At 56.9% G+C, this 16,435-nt stretch carries 11 protein-coding genes and 1 pseudogene; 11 read left to right on the top strand and 1 reads right to left on the bottom strand.

All coding sequences use genetic code 11. The annotated features are described in order from the left end of the window. Window positions 1–261 precede the first annotated feature (261 nt). From FE788_RS09065 to FE788_RS09015, 11 genes and pseudogenes are all read left to right on the top strand, one after another. Window positions 262–2,241, top strand: coding sequence for an aminotransferase-like domain-containing protein (locus FE788_RS09065; RefSeq protein ID WP_138380336.1), 1,980 nt, complete (start codon window positions 262–264; stop codon window positions 2,239–2,241). A 347-nt stretch (window positions 2,242–2,588) separates the two neighbouring features. After that, window positions 2,589–3,467 (top strand): carbon-nitrogen hydrolase family protein, encoded by an 879-nt coding sequence (locus FE788_RS09060; protein ID WP_138380335.1) that lies wholly within the window; start codon window positions 2,589–2,591, stop codon window positions 3,465–3,467. A 124-nt stretch (window positions 3,468–3,591) separates the two neighbouring features. After that, on the top strand, window positions 3,592–5,961 hold the full coding sequence (locus FE788_RS09055) for a TonB-dependent receptor (protein WP_138380334.1): 2,370 nt from the start codon (window positions 3,592–3,594) through the stop codon (window positions 5,959–5,961). Between the two features lie 72 nt (window positions 5,962–6,033). Continuing rightward, the gene (locus FE788_RS09050) at window positions 6,034–7,632 is read left to right on the top strand and encodes a tetratricopeptide repeat-containing sulfotransferase family protein (RefSeq protein ID WP_138380333.1); all 1,599 of its coding nucleotides are present in this window, start codon (window positions 6,034–6,036) and stop codon (window positions 7,630–7,632) included. After that, window positions 7,629–9,827 (top strand): serine hydrolase domain-containing protein, encoded by a 2,199-nt coding sequence (locus FE788_RS09045; RefSeq protein ID WP_138380332.1) that lies wholly within the window; start codon window positions 7,629–7,631, stop codon window positions 9,825–9,827. The genes FE788_RS09050 and FE788_RS09045 overlap by 4 nt, the downstream gene beginning before the upstream one ends. After that, complete coding sequence (locus tag FE788_RS09040; RefSeq protein WP_210413847.1) at window positions 9,824–11,065, top strand: MFS transporter; 1,242 nt, start codon at window positions 9,824–9,826, stop codon at window positions 11,063–11,065. Before FE788_RS09045 ends, FE788_RS09040 begins: the two co-directional genes overlap by 4 nt. 114 nt (window positions 11,066–11,179) lie before the next feature. Next, entirely contained in the window at window positions 11,180–12,598 is a 1,419-nt protein-coding gene (locus FE788_RS09035) for an amidase (RefSeq protein ID WP_138380331.1), read from the top strand. Window positions 12,599–12,795: 197 nt separating this feature from the next. Further along, window positions 12,796–12,984: pseudogene (locus tag FE788_RS14210) on the top strand (VOC family protein); the annotation flags it as partial. A 17-nt stretch (window positions 12,985–13,001) separates the two neighbouring features. Beyond that, window positions 13,002–13,379 carry a DUF1428 domain-containing protein gene (locus FE788_RS09025; RefSeq protein WP_138380330.1) on the top strand — a complete coding sequence of 126 codons (378 nt, stop codon included), beginning with the start codon at window positions 13,002–13,004 and terminating at the stop codon, window positions 13,377–13,379. A gap of 306 nt (window positions 13,380–13,685) precedes the next feature. Further along, window positions 13,686–14,969: a 4-aminobutyrate--2-oxoglutarate transaminase gene (gabT, locus tag FE788_RS09020; RefSeq protein WP_138380329.1), complete on the top strand. Its 1,284-nt coding sequence runs from the start codon at window positions 13,686–13,688 to the stop codon at window positions 14,967–14,969. Beyond that, window positions 14,966–16,147 carry an acyl-CoA dehydrogenase gene (locus FE788_RS09015; protein WP_138380328.1) on the top strand — a complete coding sequence of 394 codons (1,182 nt, stop codon included), beginning with the start codon at window positions 14,966–14,968 and terminating at the stop codon, window positions 16,145–16,147. Before gabT ends, FE788_RS09015 begins: the two co-directional genes overlap by 4 nt. 97 nt (window positions 16,148–16,244) lie before the next feature. Here FE788_RS09015 and FE788_RS09010 read toward each other — a convergent pair whose 3' ends face one another. Continuing rightward, complete coding sequence (locus FE788_RS09010) at window positions 16,245–16,433, bottom strand: hypothetical protein (RefSeq protein ID WP_138380327.1); 189 nt, start codon at window positions 16,431–16,433, stop codon at window positions 16,245–16,247. Between the last annotated feature and the right edge of the window lie 2 nt (window positions 16,434–16,435).

Raw genomic sequence — 16,435 nt, 5'->3', positions numbered from 1 at the left:
ACGAAGGAATGAAAAACGAGTCGTTATCACCCAGGATTCCAATATGACCTTCGGAGTGAATTGTGATTGGGGTGACCCAATTCACTCCGAAGGCTTGTGCCATCAGATGCTGGGTGTTTAAACTGCACATAGGACTCATGGAACAGAACTCATGGAACAGAACTCATGGAACAGAACTCACGGAACAGGGGGCTGGTCTGAAGATCCGCTAAATGAACTGCGATAAATCAAAACCCAAGATGATCCTTTTGATGGGGCGGGATGATAAAATTTCTGATCACTATAGATAAGCAATCGAACCGGAAACTGCAGACCCAACTCCGCGAAAAACTGGTCGAACTGATTATCTCTGGCGTTCTTAAGCCGGGCATGAAACTGCCATCCACGCGGAAACTCGCAGAGCAGTTGGGGGTATCGCGCAACACTGTTGTCTTTGCATACCAAAAACTGGCGGATGAGGGGTTTGTCGAACCCCGGGAATGCAGCGGCGTTTATGTCAGTGATGAACTCAATGAAGGCGGAATTTTTGATCATCGCCGGCAAATACTATCGGCTCAAAATCCGCCGAAAGCGGTGGAAAGACAATTCAGCGACCAGGAAAGCGCCAAATCATTTCCTTATCCGTTTGTCAATACGCTGGTTGATGTCGGGCTTTTCCCCATTGCGGCCTGGCGGGAGTGTCAGCGCCAGGCTATGGCCCAGTCCGAGGTTTTGAATTGGGGCAAGCGGGGCCCTTATTATACGAATCCGGAACTTGCGGAGGAAATCCGGAGCAGAGTTCTGCCCGGCCGGGGCATCAGCACAAGCGTCGAGGAAATTGTCATTACTTGCGGCTACAGAGGAGCGCTGGCGCTGTTGACTCATGTTGCCAGAAATCAGGGACAACGTATCGGGGTGTGCGGGCTTGTTGATCCCGTTACTCGGGAGTGTCTGAACAGCAGTGGCGCCCCTGTTAAATTCGTTGAGCAATTCCCCAACGGAGGCAAGCGCATAACCGGCGCAGTGGATATTCTCTGTACCGTGCCCAATATGCGACTTCCTGCTGACGGGACAGAGGAAGGGGGGCGGGAGGTGATCCGGAAACCGACCCAGGAAACACCCCAGGAAACACCCCAGGAAACACCCCAGAGACTGGCTCAACTGAATGAAAATGTCATGATATGGGAATGTGATCCCAGGCACACCTATTATATTGACGATCTCTTGCCTCCTGCTCTGAAAAGCCTGTCTCAAAGGAAAAACGTCATCTATGTCAGCGAATTGTCGCCTGTGGCCTTGGCGGGACAGGCGATCGGTTATATTGTGGCACCCCGTGAACTGGCCCATCAATTGCGGCAAGTTCAGCGCAGACTAGGATTAATTCCCACCCCTTATTTTCAGCATGCCACGGCCATTTTCATTTCTCAGGGATATTATGATAGCGCCATGCGCCGGCATGCTCAGATCTTCCGGCAAAAATGGCATGAAATGAGCGAGGCGCTGTCTTATTACCTGCCGCTGTATCATGTCACCCGTTCTCCCAATATGTTGAGTTTCGGGGTTGAGTGCCGACCGGAGTTGGAAATTTCTGAGCTGGTGCGGCAAGCGGCAAAAAAAGGCATTCTGATTCAACCGGAAACAGATTATTCCGCTGCCGGGGAAGGCTGTGAGTGGGAAAATGGCCCAGAAAACGGGCCAGAAAACAAGCCAGAAAACAAGCCAGAAAACAAGCCAGAAAACAAGCCAGAAAACGGGCCAGAAAACGGGCCAGAAAAAGGGCAGAGAGACGGGCAGAGGGGCAGATGTTTTTATCTGTCCATCAATGCCATTCCGGCGGAAAGAATTGAAGAGGGGGTGAGGATTCTGGCGGAAACTATCCGCGAGCTAACCTCAGGGTATATGGAAACGTTGGACCGGGCCGAAGGGGAACTGCTTGATGGGACCACACTTCGGGACCGGATGAGCGGTCTGAATATATTGGGGATTAATTCGTTGGGTGAGCCTTACGAAATCACCTTGCATCCGGATGGCACCATGACCGGCATTGCCAATCGTGGCACGCCGGCGGAAGAAAAGGACGACGGTATTTGGTATGTGAAGGGCGATTTCTGGGTACGCAAGTGGAATAACTGGAGCTATGGCCGTGAATCGGCATCCCGGGTGGTTATTCGGGGTAGTGAAATCAAGTGGTTCCGGGAAAGCGGCCGTCTATTGGATAACGCCGTAATTTTTCAGCCTACCGAGCCGGCGGACTCCGCCTGAGAAACAAAACCAGGCTGTCCCATTATACTATTCACAACATACCATTCATAACTCACTCTATAGTGAATTGTGAACAGACGGGCTTCGATCCGGGCTTTATTGGGTCTGGAATAAGGTCTCCTCTTTCCGAACAGAAGGGCGTCCGCTGCCCCACCGTACAACAGAACTTCTTTCCCACGGTCCGGTAGTCTGGTTTGTGATCCCCTTAAACTGGACCTATAGAATATTAAAAAGTGGATCTATGTAGGGTCCAGTTTAGTCTGTTATGGTCATGGGCAGAATGAATGAGCCATGTCCCGGACAAAGAAAGACCGAAAACCGGGAATGGGGGAAGAGGGATCAATTTTATGACGCAGAAAACGTCGCGCCATTTTAGCATTGCCGGGCTGCAACTGGAGCTTCAGGGGGATAACAATCTGGATCTGATAGAGCGGGAGCTTGGGGCGCTGAAGCGGCGTTTGCCCTGGGTCGATATGGTGGTGCTGGGGGAGTTGAGCCTGTTTGGGGCTGCGCCGAAAAACGCGATAACGGCGGACGATGCCGTTTGGGCGCGGTTATGCGACATGGCGCGGCAGAATGGAGTCTGGTTCGTGCCGGGGTCGCTGTTTGAAAAGCAGCAGGATAGGATTTACAACTTGGCGCCGGTAATCAGTCCCACGGGGGAGGTGGTGGCGCGGTATCGCAAGATCTTCCCCTTTTTTCCCTATGAGGAAGGGGTGACGCCAGGCGCGGATTTTGTTGTCTTTGACGTGCCGGAAGTCGGCCGGTTCGGCATCTCCATCTGTTACGATATGTGGTTTCCCGAAACCACCCGCACCCTGGTCAGCATGGGGGCGGAGGTCATTATTCATCCCACCATGACCAATACCATTGACCGCGATGTAGAGCTGTCCATTGCGCGGGCGAATGCGGCCACCAACCAGTGTTATTTCGTGGATATTAACGTGGCCGGCGACTATGGTGTCGGCCGGTCCATTGTCTGTGGGCCGGGGGGCGAGGTGCTTCATCAGGCCGGGTCAGGCCGCGAGATCATTATTGTGGATATTGATCTGGAACAGGTGGATCGGGTGCGAAAGCGGGGCTGGCACGGGCTGGGCCAGGTTTTGAAAAGTTTTCGCGATAACAAGGTTGCCTTCCCGCCCTATGTCGAGGGGGGCGCCGATACAGAAGCATTGCGCAAGCTTGGCAGGTTGGAAAAACCCGGACGGGACAGGCCGGGCGTGTAAGGCTGTCCTGGGCCCTCCGCGGCCGATATGTCGGGAAGATTGCGGAGTATCCGGGAAAAGGATGAGTGAAAGATCGCTCGCCAGATAAGGGAGAAATATGATGAAACCAGGAACAGAAAGACGAATGATGAACAGACTGACAGCAGTGATGTTGAGCGGGACGGCGCTTCTGACGGGAGTATCGGGGCCGGCCCAGGCGGAGGAAAACAATCTGGATGAGGGGAAGGTTGTCACTCTTGATGAAATTGTGGTGACGGCGACCCGACGGGAATCGCGCATTCAGGATATTCCTTATAACATTTCCGCCGTGTCCGGAGCGGATGTCGAGGCGGCGAAAATGGTGGATACGGCAGAGCTGCTTCGGTCGATCCCGGGGGTGGGGATCGTGGATCGCGGCCCGCGCAACTCTGGTACCGTCAACAGCATCCGCATTCGTGGCCTGAACGTGGACAGCTCGATCCTCGGGGATTCCGCTGTTTCCGCGGTCTCTACAGTGTCCACCTATATTAACGATACGCCGATTTTCGCCAATTTCCTGCTCAAGGATCTGGAACGGGTTGAGGTGCTGCGTGGCCCGCAGGGCACGCTCTATGGTTCCGGCGCGCTCGGGGGTACGGTACGCTTTATCACCTCTAAACCGGTTATGGGGGAATTTGAAGGCCGTGCCAGCGGTGCGCTCAGCCATGTGAAGGGGTCCGATAGCGTGGGGGTTTCCGCCGATTTGATGTTAAATGTTCCGCTGGGCGATACCCTGGCGCTGCGTATGGTTGGCAGTTGGGCGGATTATCCGGGGATTACCGATTATGTGAATTTGTATAAGCTGGACGAAGACGGCGTGCCGGTGGCCCCGGACGGGGTGCTGGCGGACACGGCGGAATATGAAACCAAAAAGGATGCGGATACTTATGACGTCTGGTTCACCCGCGCCAGCCTGTACTGGGAACCGTCAGAGAGCGTCAATGTATTGCTGACTTATTCCCATCAGGAAGATGATGTGGGCGGCCGCCGCCAGCCAAGCCTCGGTACTGACGGTTGGGGCAACCCATATGGCGAGTATGAGAACGGTTCCATCCAGCTTGAACCGTCCAGCCGCAATGTGGACCTGGTGGCGATGGAAGCCAATATTGATCTCGGTTTTGCAACCCTGACCTCCAGCACGTCCTATTACGACAATATGGGCGACAGCATCAGTGAAAATACAGGCTTCTATGCCCAGGCCGGCTGGCTTGGTCTATATTATAACTATCCTCGCCCGATGGCCCAGGCCAACCGGACCTACAGTGATGATTCCTTCATTCAGGAGGTACGCCTGGTATCCAACACCGAAGGCGCGGTTGATTATGTGGTCGGTCTCTATTACCAGGATCAGGAGCGCAACATCACCCAGGAAAGTGTTCTGGTTGGCTTCAAGAGATGGTGGGATGAGTGGACCGGCCTGTCGGCGCTGGTCACGGGCGATACCGATTTTGATTATGACTATACCGACAATTTTACTGAAAAGGCGGTGTATGGCGAACTGACCTGGCATGTGACGGATCAGGTGCACGCCACCGGCGGCTTCCGCTATTTCGACAATGAATCGGAAGCAAAGGTTTTCATGGCTCTGCCTTTATGGGCGGGCCTGTTCCCGGCACTCGACCTGGAGCCGATCGAACGTTCTGAGGATGACATTCTGTTCAAGGGCAACCTGTCCTATGACCTGTCCGAAAACAGTATGATTTACCTTACCGTATCGGAAGGTTATCGGCGGGGCGGTGCCAATGGGGTGCCGATCTCCGGCTTCTTTGCCGAGGATCCGGCGTTTCTGTCTTATGCCTCTGACAGTGTGGTAAACTATGAGGCGGGCATCAAGGGCACCTTGTCCAATTTCCGCTATAATGTGAGCCTGTATCAGGTGGACTGGAAAGATCCGCAATTGAACACCTCGACGCCGAACTGGGGATTCTTCGTCGTCACCAACGGGGAAAAAGCGCGGACCCAGGGGCTGGAGATCGAACTGGATGGCAATCTGACCGAGGCCCTGCATGTCAATTTCGGCTACGCCTATGCCAATGCGGAACTGACCGAGGATTTTGTCTCGCCGACCGGTACGCTACTGGCCCCGAAAGGCACCATGCTGCCCGGCGTGTCGGAACATATGATCAACCTGGCGGTGGATTATACATATAATCTGGATAACGGTATGGATCTCGTCTTAAGGGCTGACGGCTATTACCAATCGAAAACCCGCAATATCGTCAATAATGTCGGCAATGCGCGGGTTGAGCAAGATCTGCCGGGCTTCTCCATCTGGAATGCCTCGGCAACCTTGATCATGGACAGGGTTGATGTGACGCTGTGGATGAAGAATATCTTTAACAACCGGGGGGTAACCGGTGTGTTTAAGGAGGAATTCATGGGCACTCTGCCGTCGGCCGGTTATTTCGGCAACGGCTCGAAGGAGCTGATTTCCCTGCCGCGCACCATCGGCCTGTCTGTGAATTATTCTTTCTGATACACCTTATCGAACCGGAAGGTGGTATGATCCGCCTTCCGGATTTTCTCACACGAAGAAGAGGTGGCGATAGTGACCAGGATCGAGAGCCAGGAAGAGATCCGCCGCATGTTCCAGCAGGCGGAGCGATTGTTCCGGGAACGCCGTCTGGCGGAGGCGGAACAACTCTGCCGCGACCTGGTGACCGATCATCCTGAACTTCTGGAAGGCTGGATGCTTCTGGGTCGGATCTGTCAGAGCAAGGCGGATTTTTCCGGCATGCTGGAAATGGCCCGGCGGGCCCTGATGCTCAATCCGGGTCATCCCACCGTTCGGTTGCAGGAGATTGACGCCCTGATTCATTGCGGCCGGATTGATGCCGCGCTGGAGTGCCTTGAGCGTTTGGAGAAGGAAAGCCTCAGCGGGGGTAAGGACGTGCCGCCCCCGATGATGCTGCAACATCTGGCGGAATTCTATACGATGTGTCATGCCTATGAAAAGGCTGAATCCTGTTACCGCCGGGCTGTGGAGGCCGAACCGGACAATGCAAAATTCCTTTATAACCTGGCCAGCGCTGTCATCGCGGTGGGCCGGATGGAAGAAGCCGAACAGCTTCTGAACCGGGTTCTGCGCCTCAACCCGCGGGATTATGACGCTTATTACAACCGCTCAACCCTGCGCCGTCAGACGGCCGACAATAACCATGTCGCGGAAATTCGCGCCGCATTGGGAGCCGAGAACCTTCTCCCCATGGCGGAAGTCCAGCTCTGTTATGCGCTGGCCAAAGAACTGGAGGACCTCGGGAAATATGAGGACTCGTTTCATTACCTGAAGCGGGGCGCTGACCTGCGGCGACAGCATATGTCCTATAAGGTGGAAGAAGATGTCGAGACCATCAACCATATCATGGATTGTTTTGATGACGCCTTCTTTGCCCGGTCCGGGTCGGCCGGACACAGCGACGATACACCGATTTTCATCATTGGGTTGCCGCGCAGCGGCACAACCCTGGTTGACCGGATCCTGAGCTCCCACAGCGATGTGGAAAGCCTGGGAGAAGTGAACCACTTTGCCTTGGCTCTGATGCAGGCTGCGGGACCGGCCCGCAACAAACGGGAGCTGGTGGAAAAATCCACGGAACTGGATTTTGCCGAACTGGGACGGCAATATTGCGACAGTCTGAGGGGGCATGGCCGCGCCGCGCCGCATCTGATTGACAAGACCCCGATGAATTTCCTCTATGTAGGCCTTATTGCCCGCGCGCTGCTGGGGGCAAAGGTCATTCATCTGCAACGTCACCCCTTGGACAGTTGTTATGCCATGTACAAGACCCTGTTCCGGATGGGGTATCCCTTTTCCTATGATCTGGCGGATCTTGGCCGTTATTATCTGACCTATGCGAAACTGATGGATCACTGGCGGCGTGTTTTGCCGGATTTTTTTCTTGATGTGGCCTATGAGGATCTGGTGGACGATCAGGAAGGCGTGAGCCGCCGGATCATTGAGTTCTGCGGCTTGGACTGGCAACCGCAATGTCTGGAATTTTACCGCAATATGTCTCCCTCGGCGACGGCCAGTGCGGCACAAGTCAGAAAACCGATCTATAAAACGTCGCTTGCCCGCTGGCGTTCTTATGAAAAACAACTTGCGCCGTTAAAAGAACAGCTCGAACAGGGGGGAATCCGTTTATGAGCAAACGGCGAGCCATAGTGTTGTTTCTGGTGGTCCTGTTGCCGCTTTTGGCGAGAAACGCGGCCGGGGCGGAAACGATTTTCCGGGATGACTTTCAGGACGGCGAGGCGGATGGCTGGGTGGCCCGCGGCAAGGGCGATATCCGTCTGACACGGTATGACGACAATATTTCCCTGCACCTCAGTCGCCGCGTTTCAGCACTCACCGTGATCTCAACTCAAGGTTATGAAAATACGGCCTTTGCCCTGTCTTTTGCCGCCGCTTCCCTTGAGAAGGACGAGTATTGCATCGGTGATGTATCCGGCGACGAGGGCAGGACCTGGCATGAGATAAGCCGGATTGGCCCCGGTCAGGATGATGGGGTCACTCTGCATCGGGGACAGGTGGTTTTGTCGCATATGGGGAATTTGCCCCGGGTCCTGATCCGGGCGCGTATTACCGGCAACAGTGCCAAGGATCAGTGCTGGCTGGATAATGTGGAGGTGACCGGCACGCCTGTGGGCCGCGACGCAAAACTTGCACCGTCCCTTTCCCGCGACCGGTTGCTGGACAGACCCGCCTATCCGACACCGGTGGACCTTGCCGCCTATGCCGAACCGCCAGGGGCGGCAGCGCCGGTTCATGTATTTGAGGGTCGGTTGTCTTTCACCGGGCCGCGCATCAGCGGTGGTTTCAAGGTTATCAGAGATGAATTTGATTATGTGCGGTCGGGAGTTGGAGCACCGGACAGCCTGCCTCCCTTTGATTTTGAATTTGTGCAGGCAGGGCGGGACCTGATCCCCCTTCGGCGCGGCCCCGTCGCCGGATCTCATCCGGACTGGGAATATATTCTGGAGCCGGGCCGGGTGTGGCATGATCCGGTGGATGGTGATTACAGCCGGGCGGCGATCCCTTTTGCGCTGCAGGAAAAAAACATGAACTGCACCCATAACGGGGTCATGACCTTCCTATTTAACGGGGCCGGGACGGTTTCGCATGTGGCGTTCCAGATTGGTAGCGAAACCTGTCAGTATTTCAAATTCGACATGTGGGGGCTGATGCCGGCCCGTTATGCGCCCGGGCCGGTCAAGGACAAGGCCGCCCTGATCACCGCGTATCGGCGAGAAGTTGCCAGCCGCCTGCCGCTGCGCCCCATTGAACGGCTGGCGGAGGATTATCCGGGGGTGGTGGCGGCCAATTTCGGCTCCACGGCGGAGGTGCCAGCGGAACATATGACGGCGTTCGGCTTTGTGATTGACGGCATCCATTATGCGGGGGGTTGCGATACGCGCTATGGGATCTATCCCTATTGCGATGTGCTGGACCTGCCGTCTTTTTCCCTGGCCAAATCCTTGGTCGGCGGTCTGGCGCTAATGCGCATGGAACTTCTGTATCCGGGGGTGAGCGATGAAAAAATCGTGGATTACGTCCCGCAATGCCGGGACAGGGGCACGTGGGACGACGTGACGTTTGCCCAGGCGCTGGAAATGACCACGGGACATTATGATTCCCCTGTAAGCATGGCGGATGAGAACGGGCCCAAGATGCGCCGGTTCTTCGCTGCGCTGGATCATGACACGAAAATCCACCTGGCCTGCGGTCAGTTCAGACATCAGACGCTGCCGGGGGAAAAATTCGTGTATCAGACGTCGGCCACCTATATTCTGGGGACGGCGCTGGACGCTTATCTGAAACAGAAACGGGGACAGGACGCCGATCTGTACCGGGACATTCTGGTGGAGCCGGTCTGGAAGCCATTGGGGTTGAGCCCCGTGACCTGGTCCACCCGGCGCAGTTATGACGCGCAGGCGCAGCCCTTTACGGGCTGGGGCTTGACCCTGCACCGGGACGACGTGGCGAAGCTTGGGCTATTTTTGAGCCGGGACCGGGGGACTCTTGGGGGCCGGTCGCTGTTTGATGGTGAAAAATTACAGGCGACATTGCCGCGCCTTCCCGGAACTTATGGCCGGGAAACAACGAGCAAGGATTTTCGTTACCGGAACGGCTTCTGGCTATGGAACGCAACAAAGATGTTGGGGTGCCGGGACGAGACCTGGATTCCCTTCCTGTCCGGCTATGGGGGCATCACGCTGGCCCTGTTGCCCAACGGCACTGCCTATTATTATTTCAGTGATAATCATAATTTTGCATGGGGGCGGGCCGCGATCGAATCCGATAAAATCCGCCCACTGTGCCGGAAGGAAAAACAGAAATGACGATCTCAGAAGGGAAAGGCGGCGAACTGGCGGTGGAAGCCATGTCGGACCAGACGCGGGGTCCAAAACTGCCCAAGGTTAATCCAGACGGTTATGCGGCCAGCGTCATTCTGTCCTTTTTGGCGACAGCGGGGTTCTTTTATATCAATATCATGCCGGCGCTGGTGACCGGGCTGGTGGATGGCTTGGGCTTTAGCAACCAGCAGTCGGGTCAGATCGCTTCGGCCAATGTCTATGGCGCGGCATTGGGTGCCTTTATCGTGGTGTTTTTTGTCAAGCGGGTGCCCTGGCGCCGGGCGGCGGTGATTACGCTTACCGCTCTGATCGCCATTGACCTGATTTCAATGGTGTTTTCATCTTGGGTTTTTCTGCTGGTGATCCGGTTTCTGCATGGTTTCGTCGGCGGTTTCCTGGTCGGGGTGTCGCTATCGGTCATCGCCCGTTCACGCTTTCCGGACCGCACATTTGGTGTACTGTTGGTGGTGCAGTTCGGGTTCGGGGGGCTGGGGGTAATGACATTGCCCCGGCTGGTGCCGCTTTATGGCTACGAAGTGTTATTCATGGCACTGTTGGCCTTAAGCTGCGCCACCTTTGCCATGCTGCCCTTTTTGCCAGACTATCCCCAAAAGAAAACGGTGCCGGTAATTCCAGGCAAGGGACCGATCCAGCATAACGGGCTGTTGATCCTCACCCTCTGTGCGATTTTTCTGTTTCAGGCGGCCAATATGGGGGTAGCCGCCTATATCATCGCGTTGGGACGGCAGTTCGGGCTGGAGACGGGCTTCATCAGCTCCACATTGGGGGCCGCCGCCTGGATCGGCATGGTGGGCCCGGTGCTGGTCATCGTGCTCGGCACCTGGCTGGGCCGTTTCTGGCCGGTGCTCGCCGCCATGATGTTGACCTTTTTCGGCACCCTGATGTTTCATTTCAGCGATATTCCTGTGATATTTATCGTCGCCAATTGCGGCACGGCGATTACCTGGGCCTTTGTGATGCCTTATCTTCTGGGCATGTGCGCGGCACTGGATCAGACCGGGCAGACGGCGGCTCTGGCCGGGTTCTTTTCCAAAATGGGGTTGGCGTCGGGTCCGATGGCCGGCGCTTATATCGTGGCCGGCGGCAATTATGATCTGCTGATCAATATTGCGGTGGGTGGGTTAATGATTTGTGCGATCCTTGCCCTGATCCCGGCTTATACCCTGGACCGGCGAAGATCGGTTCAGCCCCGGGCCGGATAAATCACCAAAATAGAGTAAATTAATATGTTCGGGCGATGACCATGCTTACGACCGGACACCCGGGTCATTATGGGCCCGGCGCTGTGTCCTCACAGGAGAGAATGGAGTTTTTACATGGATGATTACAAGAATTTTGACGGAATTGGCCTGGCGCGCCTGGTTCGGGAGAAGGAAGTCAGCCCGCGTGAATTGCTGGATTCTGCCATGGCGCGCTATGAGGAAAAAAATCCTATCCTTAATGCGGTGATCTGCGAGTTTTATGACCTGGCCTGCCGGCAGATTGAGTCAGGACTGCCGGATGGTCCCTTCCGGGGGGTGCCATTTTTGCTCAAGGATACCTCGGCTTTCCTGAAAGGTACGCCGACCACCTATGGCTCCCGGCTGTTCCGGGATTATGTGCCGGATCATAACTCCACCCTTGTGGACCGTTATCTGGACGCGGGACTGGTCATTTTCGGCAAGACCAATGCGCCGGAAATGGGGCTAGCAGGGTCAACGGAAAATGCCTTTTACGGCGATACCCGGAACCCGTGGGACATTACCCGGACGGCGGGTGGATCATCGGGTGGGGCCGCGGCGGCGGTGGCGGCGGGCCTTGTCCCGGCCGCCCATGCGACAGATGGCGGTGGCTCGATCCGCATTCCGGCGGCCGCCTGTGGTCTGGTGGGGCTCAAGCCTAGCCGCGCACGCACCCCCATGGGGCCGGATTATGGCGAAGGCTGGGGCGGCATGGCGGTCCAGCATGTGGTCAGCCGCACGGTCCGCGATAGTGCCGCGCTCTTGGATGCAACGGCGGGTTCCGCGCCGGGAGATCCTTATGTGGCGCCGGTTCCCGCGCGACCCTATCTTGAAGAACTGGGGGCGGGGCCGGGAACATTCCGGGTTGCTTTTTTCACCCGTCCGCCGAATGGGGTTGCCCTGGATCCGGAGTGTGACAGAGCCGTGCGGCAGACGGCGGCCCTGCTGGAGAGTCTTGGCCACGAGGTCGAGGAAGTGGCACCCTTCTATGACACTGAGGAGATTGGCGCGGCCTGGTGGGCCCTTGTTGCGACCACCGTCGATATCGCGTTGACCAATCGGGCCCGGGGACTGGGCCGGGAGCTGTGCCCTGAGGATGTGGAGGCTGTGACTTGGTCGGCGGTGGAGCATGCCCGCACCCTCAGTCCCGATGCTTATGCCCGGGCAGTCATGATTATGCATCGCCATGGCCGTCGCATGGCCGATGTGTATGAGAAATATGACCTTATCATGTCCCCGACCCTGGCCCAGCCGGCCGTCAAGCTGGGCCTGATGCGTATGGACACGCCGGATCTTGAGGCTTTTGAGAAGGCGGAGATGTCCTTCTGTCCCTTTACCTTCCCCCAGAATATGAGTGGCGAACCCAGCATTTCCTTGCCGCTGCACTGGACGCCGGAAAACCTGCCGGTAGGGGTCATGTTCAGCGCCGCCTTCGGGGACGAGGCGAGTTTGTTCCGGATTGCCGGGCAACTGGAAGCGGCTAAACCCTGGCACGCTAAATACAACACGCTATAAGAGGGAGAATGAACCCGAGCAGGGGCTAATTCCGGTGCTCGTATGTGGGATTCTGTGATCCGTCGTGACGGGTATCGTAAAGCGAAAAAGGGTCCTGGTCGGGCAAATTGGCGTAACCGGGCAGGGCCTGGATAAACATGGCATAAAGTTCGGAATTGGAGCTGATTGCATTGGCGGCCGGATATTCCTATATTCGCCTGACGCTCACTTATCGTAGCGACGGCACAAGTTTCACATATCTCGAGTGCGCGTGTCCGACCTTTACGCTGAACGAATCCGCCGTTAGCATGATGATATTGACAGAGGATCAGGAAGAGATTGACCGCTACTGGAACGCGATCGTCGGCAATGGCGGGGCGGAGAGCGCCTGCGGCTGGTGTAAGGAAATTGAAGGAGAAACGCCATGAGCTACATCGACGGCTTCGTGTACGCCGTGCCGACGGCGAACAAGCAGAAATTCATCGACCACGCCAAGCTGAGCGACAGCGTGTTTATTGAGCTTGGCGCAACGCGCGTGATTGAATGCTGGGGCGATGATGTGCCGGACGGCAAGGTCACAGATTTCCGCAAGGCCGTCCAGGCCAGGGACGACGAGATGGTCGTCTTTTCCTGGATCGAATGGCCCGACAAGGAAACGCGCGATGCTGCCCATGCAAAAATGACCGATTGGATGAAAAATCCGGAAAGGGCCGACCCGCGCATGGACCCCGAAAGGAACCCGATGCCGTTTGACGGCAAGCGGCTGATCTTCGGCGGTTTCGAGGTGCTGGTCGAGGCCTGACGGCGATACGAGCTCAAGGGGATCGGGCTGGGGGACGCAAAATCCTATTTCGGCGAACCCTTCATGACTTATTTCCTGGCCACCAAGGACCAGGAACTGGCCAATTTCGGGCGAGAGGTGACCAGCTTTGAATATGAAAGTTATCTGGTGAGTATCTGATCCGTCCCCGCTACCGAGGTCCACGCCTGACATTGTCGGTCCCGCCTACTCCCATGGGAGTATTTACGGTTGTCGGGGGGAGTGGCTAAATACCGCTTGGCTTCTGATAATTACATGCCACTGACTTCGGGTGGCGGGGAATGAAAGATGACGACAAGTGATTCACTTCTTCAATTACGCAAGGCCGCCGTGCCGCAGGGCATCGGCCATGTGACGGATATTGTCTGCGCGCGTGCGGAGAATGCGGAGCTCTGGGATCTGGAGGGGCGGCGCTATATTGATTTCGCTGCCGGCATCGCGGTGCTGAACACCGGACACAACCATCCCAAGGTCAAGGCAGCGGTTGAGGCGCAGTTGCAAAAATTCAGCCATACCTGTTTTCATGTGGCGCTCTATCCCGATTATATCATGCTCGCGGATCAGCTTAACAAGCTGGCCCCGGGCAGCAGCCCCAAAAAGACCATGCTACTGTCCACCGGCGTCGAGGCGGTGGAAAACGCCATTAAGATCGCCCGCGCGGCCACCGGCCGGTCTGGCATCGTCTCCTTTTCCGGCGCCTTTCACGGTCGCACCATGATGGGCATGGCGCTGACCGGCAAAGTGATCCCCTATAAGGCAGGTTTTGGTCCATTTCCATCGGAAGTCTTTCATGCCTCCTATCCTCACCTGTATCACGGGATCAGCGTGGAAGACTCTCTTATCTCCTTAAACACCCTGTTTAAAGTGGATGTGGACCCGTCTCGGGTGGCGGCAATTATCCTGGAGCCCGTTCAGGGCGAAGGGGGATTTAATATTGCCCCACCCGCCTTTTTACAAGAACTCCGCAAAATTTGCGATGCGCATGGCATTCTGTTGATCATCGACGAGATCCAGACCGGATTTGCCCGTACCGGCAGGATGTTTGCCACTGAATATGCCGGCATCGAGCCGGATCTCATGACCATGGCCAAGGGCATCGCCGGCGGCTTTCCCCTGTCGGCGGTGACCGGCAAGGCGGAAATCATGGACGCCGCCCCTGTCGGCGGTCTGGGCGGCACCTATGCGGGCTCGCCGATCGGCTGCGCGGCCGCACTGGCGGTGCTGGAGGTGATCGAGCAGGAAAACCTTTGTGAAAGGGCGCAGCAGATCGGAAAGGTTTTTGTGGACCGTCTCGGGAAATTCGCCCATAAGGAGCGGATCGGCGACATCCGTCACCTGGGCGCAATGATCGCCATCGAACTGGTCCGGGACGGCGATGCGGACAAGCCCGATGCGGAACTGGCGCGCGCCCTGGTCGCCGCCGGCCGCAAGAAGGGTCTTATCCTGCTGTCCTGCGGCACGCGGGGCAATGTGATCCGCTTTCTGCCGCCGCTCACTATCTCCGATGCGCTGATCCATGAGGGGCTGGATATTCTGGAAAACTGTTTTGACGAAGTGGAAACTGAGAGATGAGCAAATTTAGCTGGCCGAGTGCGCCGTGGGATGATGTGCTGTTGCTGGAGGACAGTCTTACGGAAGAGGAACGTCTGATCCGGGACAGTGCGCGGGATTTCTGTCAGGAGGTATTGCTGCCGGGGGTTCAGGAGGCGCACCGGCACGAGATTTTCGACCGCTCGATCATGACCCGGATGGGTGAGCTGGGCTTTTTGGGCCCGACCATTGACGGGTATGGCTGCGCGGGGGTGGGCTATGTGGCCTATGGCCTGATTGCGCGCGAGGTGGAGCGGGTGGACAGCGGCTACCGGTCCGCCATGAGCGTGCAAAGTTCGCTGGTGATGTATCCGATCTATGCCTATGGCTCGGACGCGCAGAAGGAAAAATATCTGCCCAAGCTCGCCAGTGGCGAATGGGTGGGCTGTTTTGGCCTCACCGAACCCAATGCGGGGTCCGACCCGGCGGGCATGCAGACCCGGGCGCGTCGCGTCGACGGCGGCTATTCCTTAAGCGGCGCCAAGATGTGGATCACCAACAGCCCGATTGCCGATGTATTTGTGGTGTGGGCCAAATGCGATGACGGGGTGGTGCGCGGGTTTATCCTGGAGAAGGGCATGACGGGGCTTTCCGCGCCCAAGATCGAAGGCAAGTTTTCCTTACGCGCCTCGATTACCGGCGAGATCGTGATGGACGAGGTGTTTGTGCCGGAGGATAATCTGCTGCCGGGGGTGGAAGGGCTGAAGGGCCCGTTGGGCTGCCTTTCCAACGCCCGCTATGGCATCGCCTGGGGGGCGCTGGGGGCGGCGGAATTCTGCTGGCATGCGGCGCGGCAATATACGCTCGACCGCAAGCAGTTCGGCCGGCCGCTGGCGGCCACCCAGCTGATCCAGAAAAAACTCGCCGACATGCAGACCGAGATCACGCTGGGCCTGCATGCCTGCCTGCAGGCGGGACGCTTAAAGGACAAGGGCAAGCTGTCGCCGGACGCCATTTCCCTGCTCAAACGCAACAATTGCGGCAAGGCGCTGGAGATTGCCCGCACCGCCCGCGACATGCATGGCGGCAACGGCATCGCCGACGAATACCATGTCATCCGCCATGTGCTGAACCTGGAGGCGGTCAATACCTATGAGGGCACCCACGATGTCCACGCCCTCATCCTCGGCCGCCTGCAGACCGGCCTCAATGCGTTCTAAGGCGCCCCGGTTCAGGAAACACCATCCCCCCTTCCCCGCCCAACGGGGAAGGGGCTTTTTATGCCGGGCACGGAGATCCAGAGACTTCAGGGCTTGATCAGGTGGTCTTTTTCGGGAGCGCTGGGGCGTGGGTCCGTTGTATTTCTTCCAGTGTCCCGTGCCATTTGTTTTCACGGCACTGCCGAATGCTTTCGTGATAACCGAAACGCTTGATCAGCTTGATGGCAAGATGACGTTCGCCGGGCGTTTGGGGCGGGGGTATGTCTGATTTCGCGTTCTGGCTCATGT

Origin of the sequence: Luteithermobacter gelatinilyticus, assembly GCF_005849285.1 — a bacterium.
In the GTDB taxonomy this organism is placed as follows: Bacteria; Pseudomonadota; Alphaproteobacteria; order Sphingomonadales; family Emcibacteraceae; genus Luteithermobacter; species Luteithermobacter gelatinilyticus.
The sequence above is the reverse complement of the archived record's forward strand: the minus strand, read 5'-3'. Positions and strand labels throughout refer to the sequence as shown.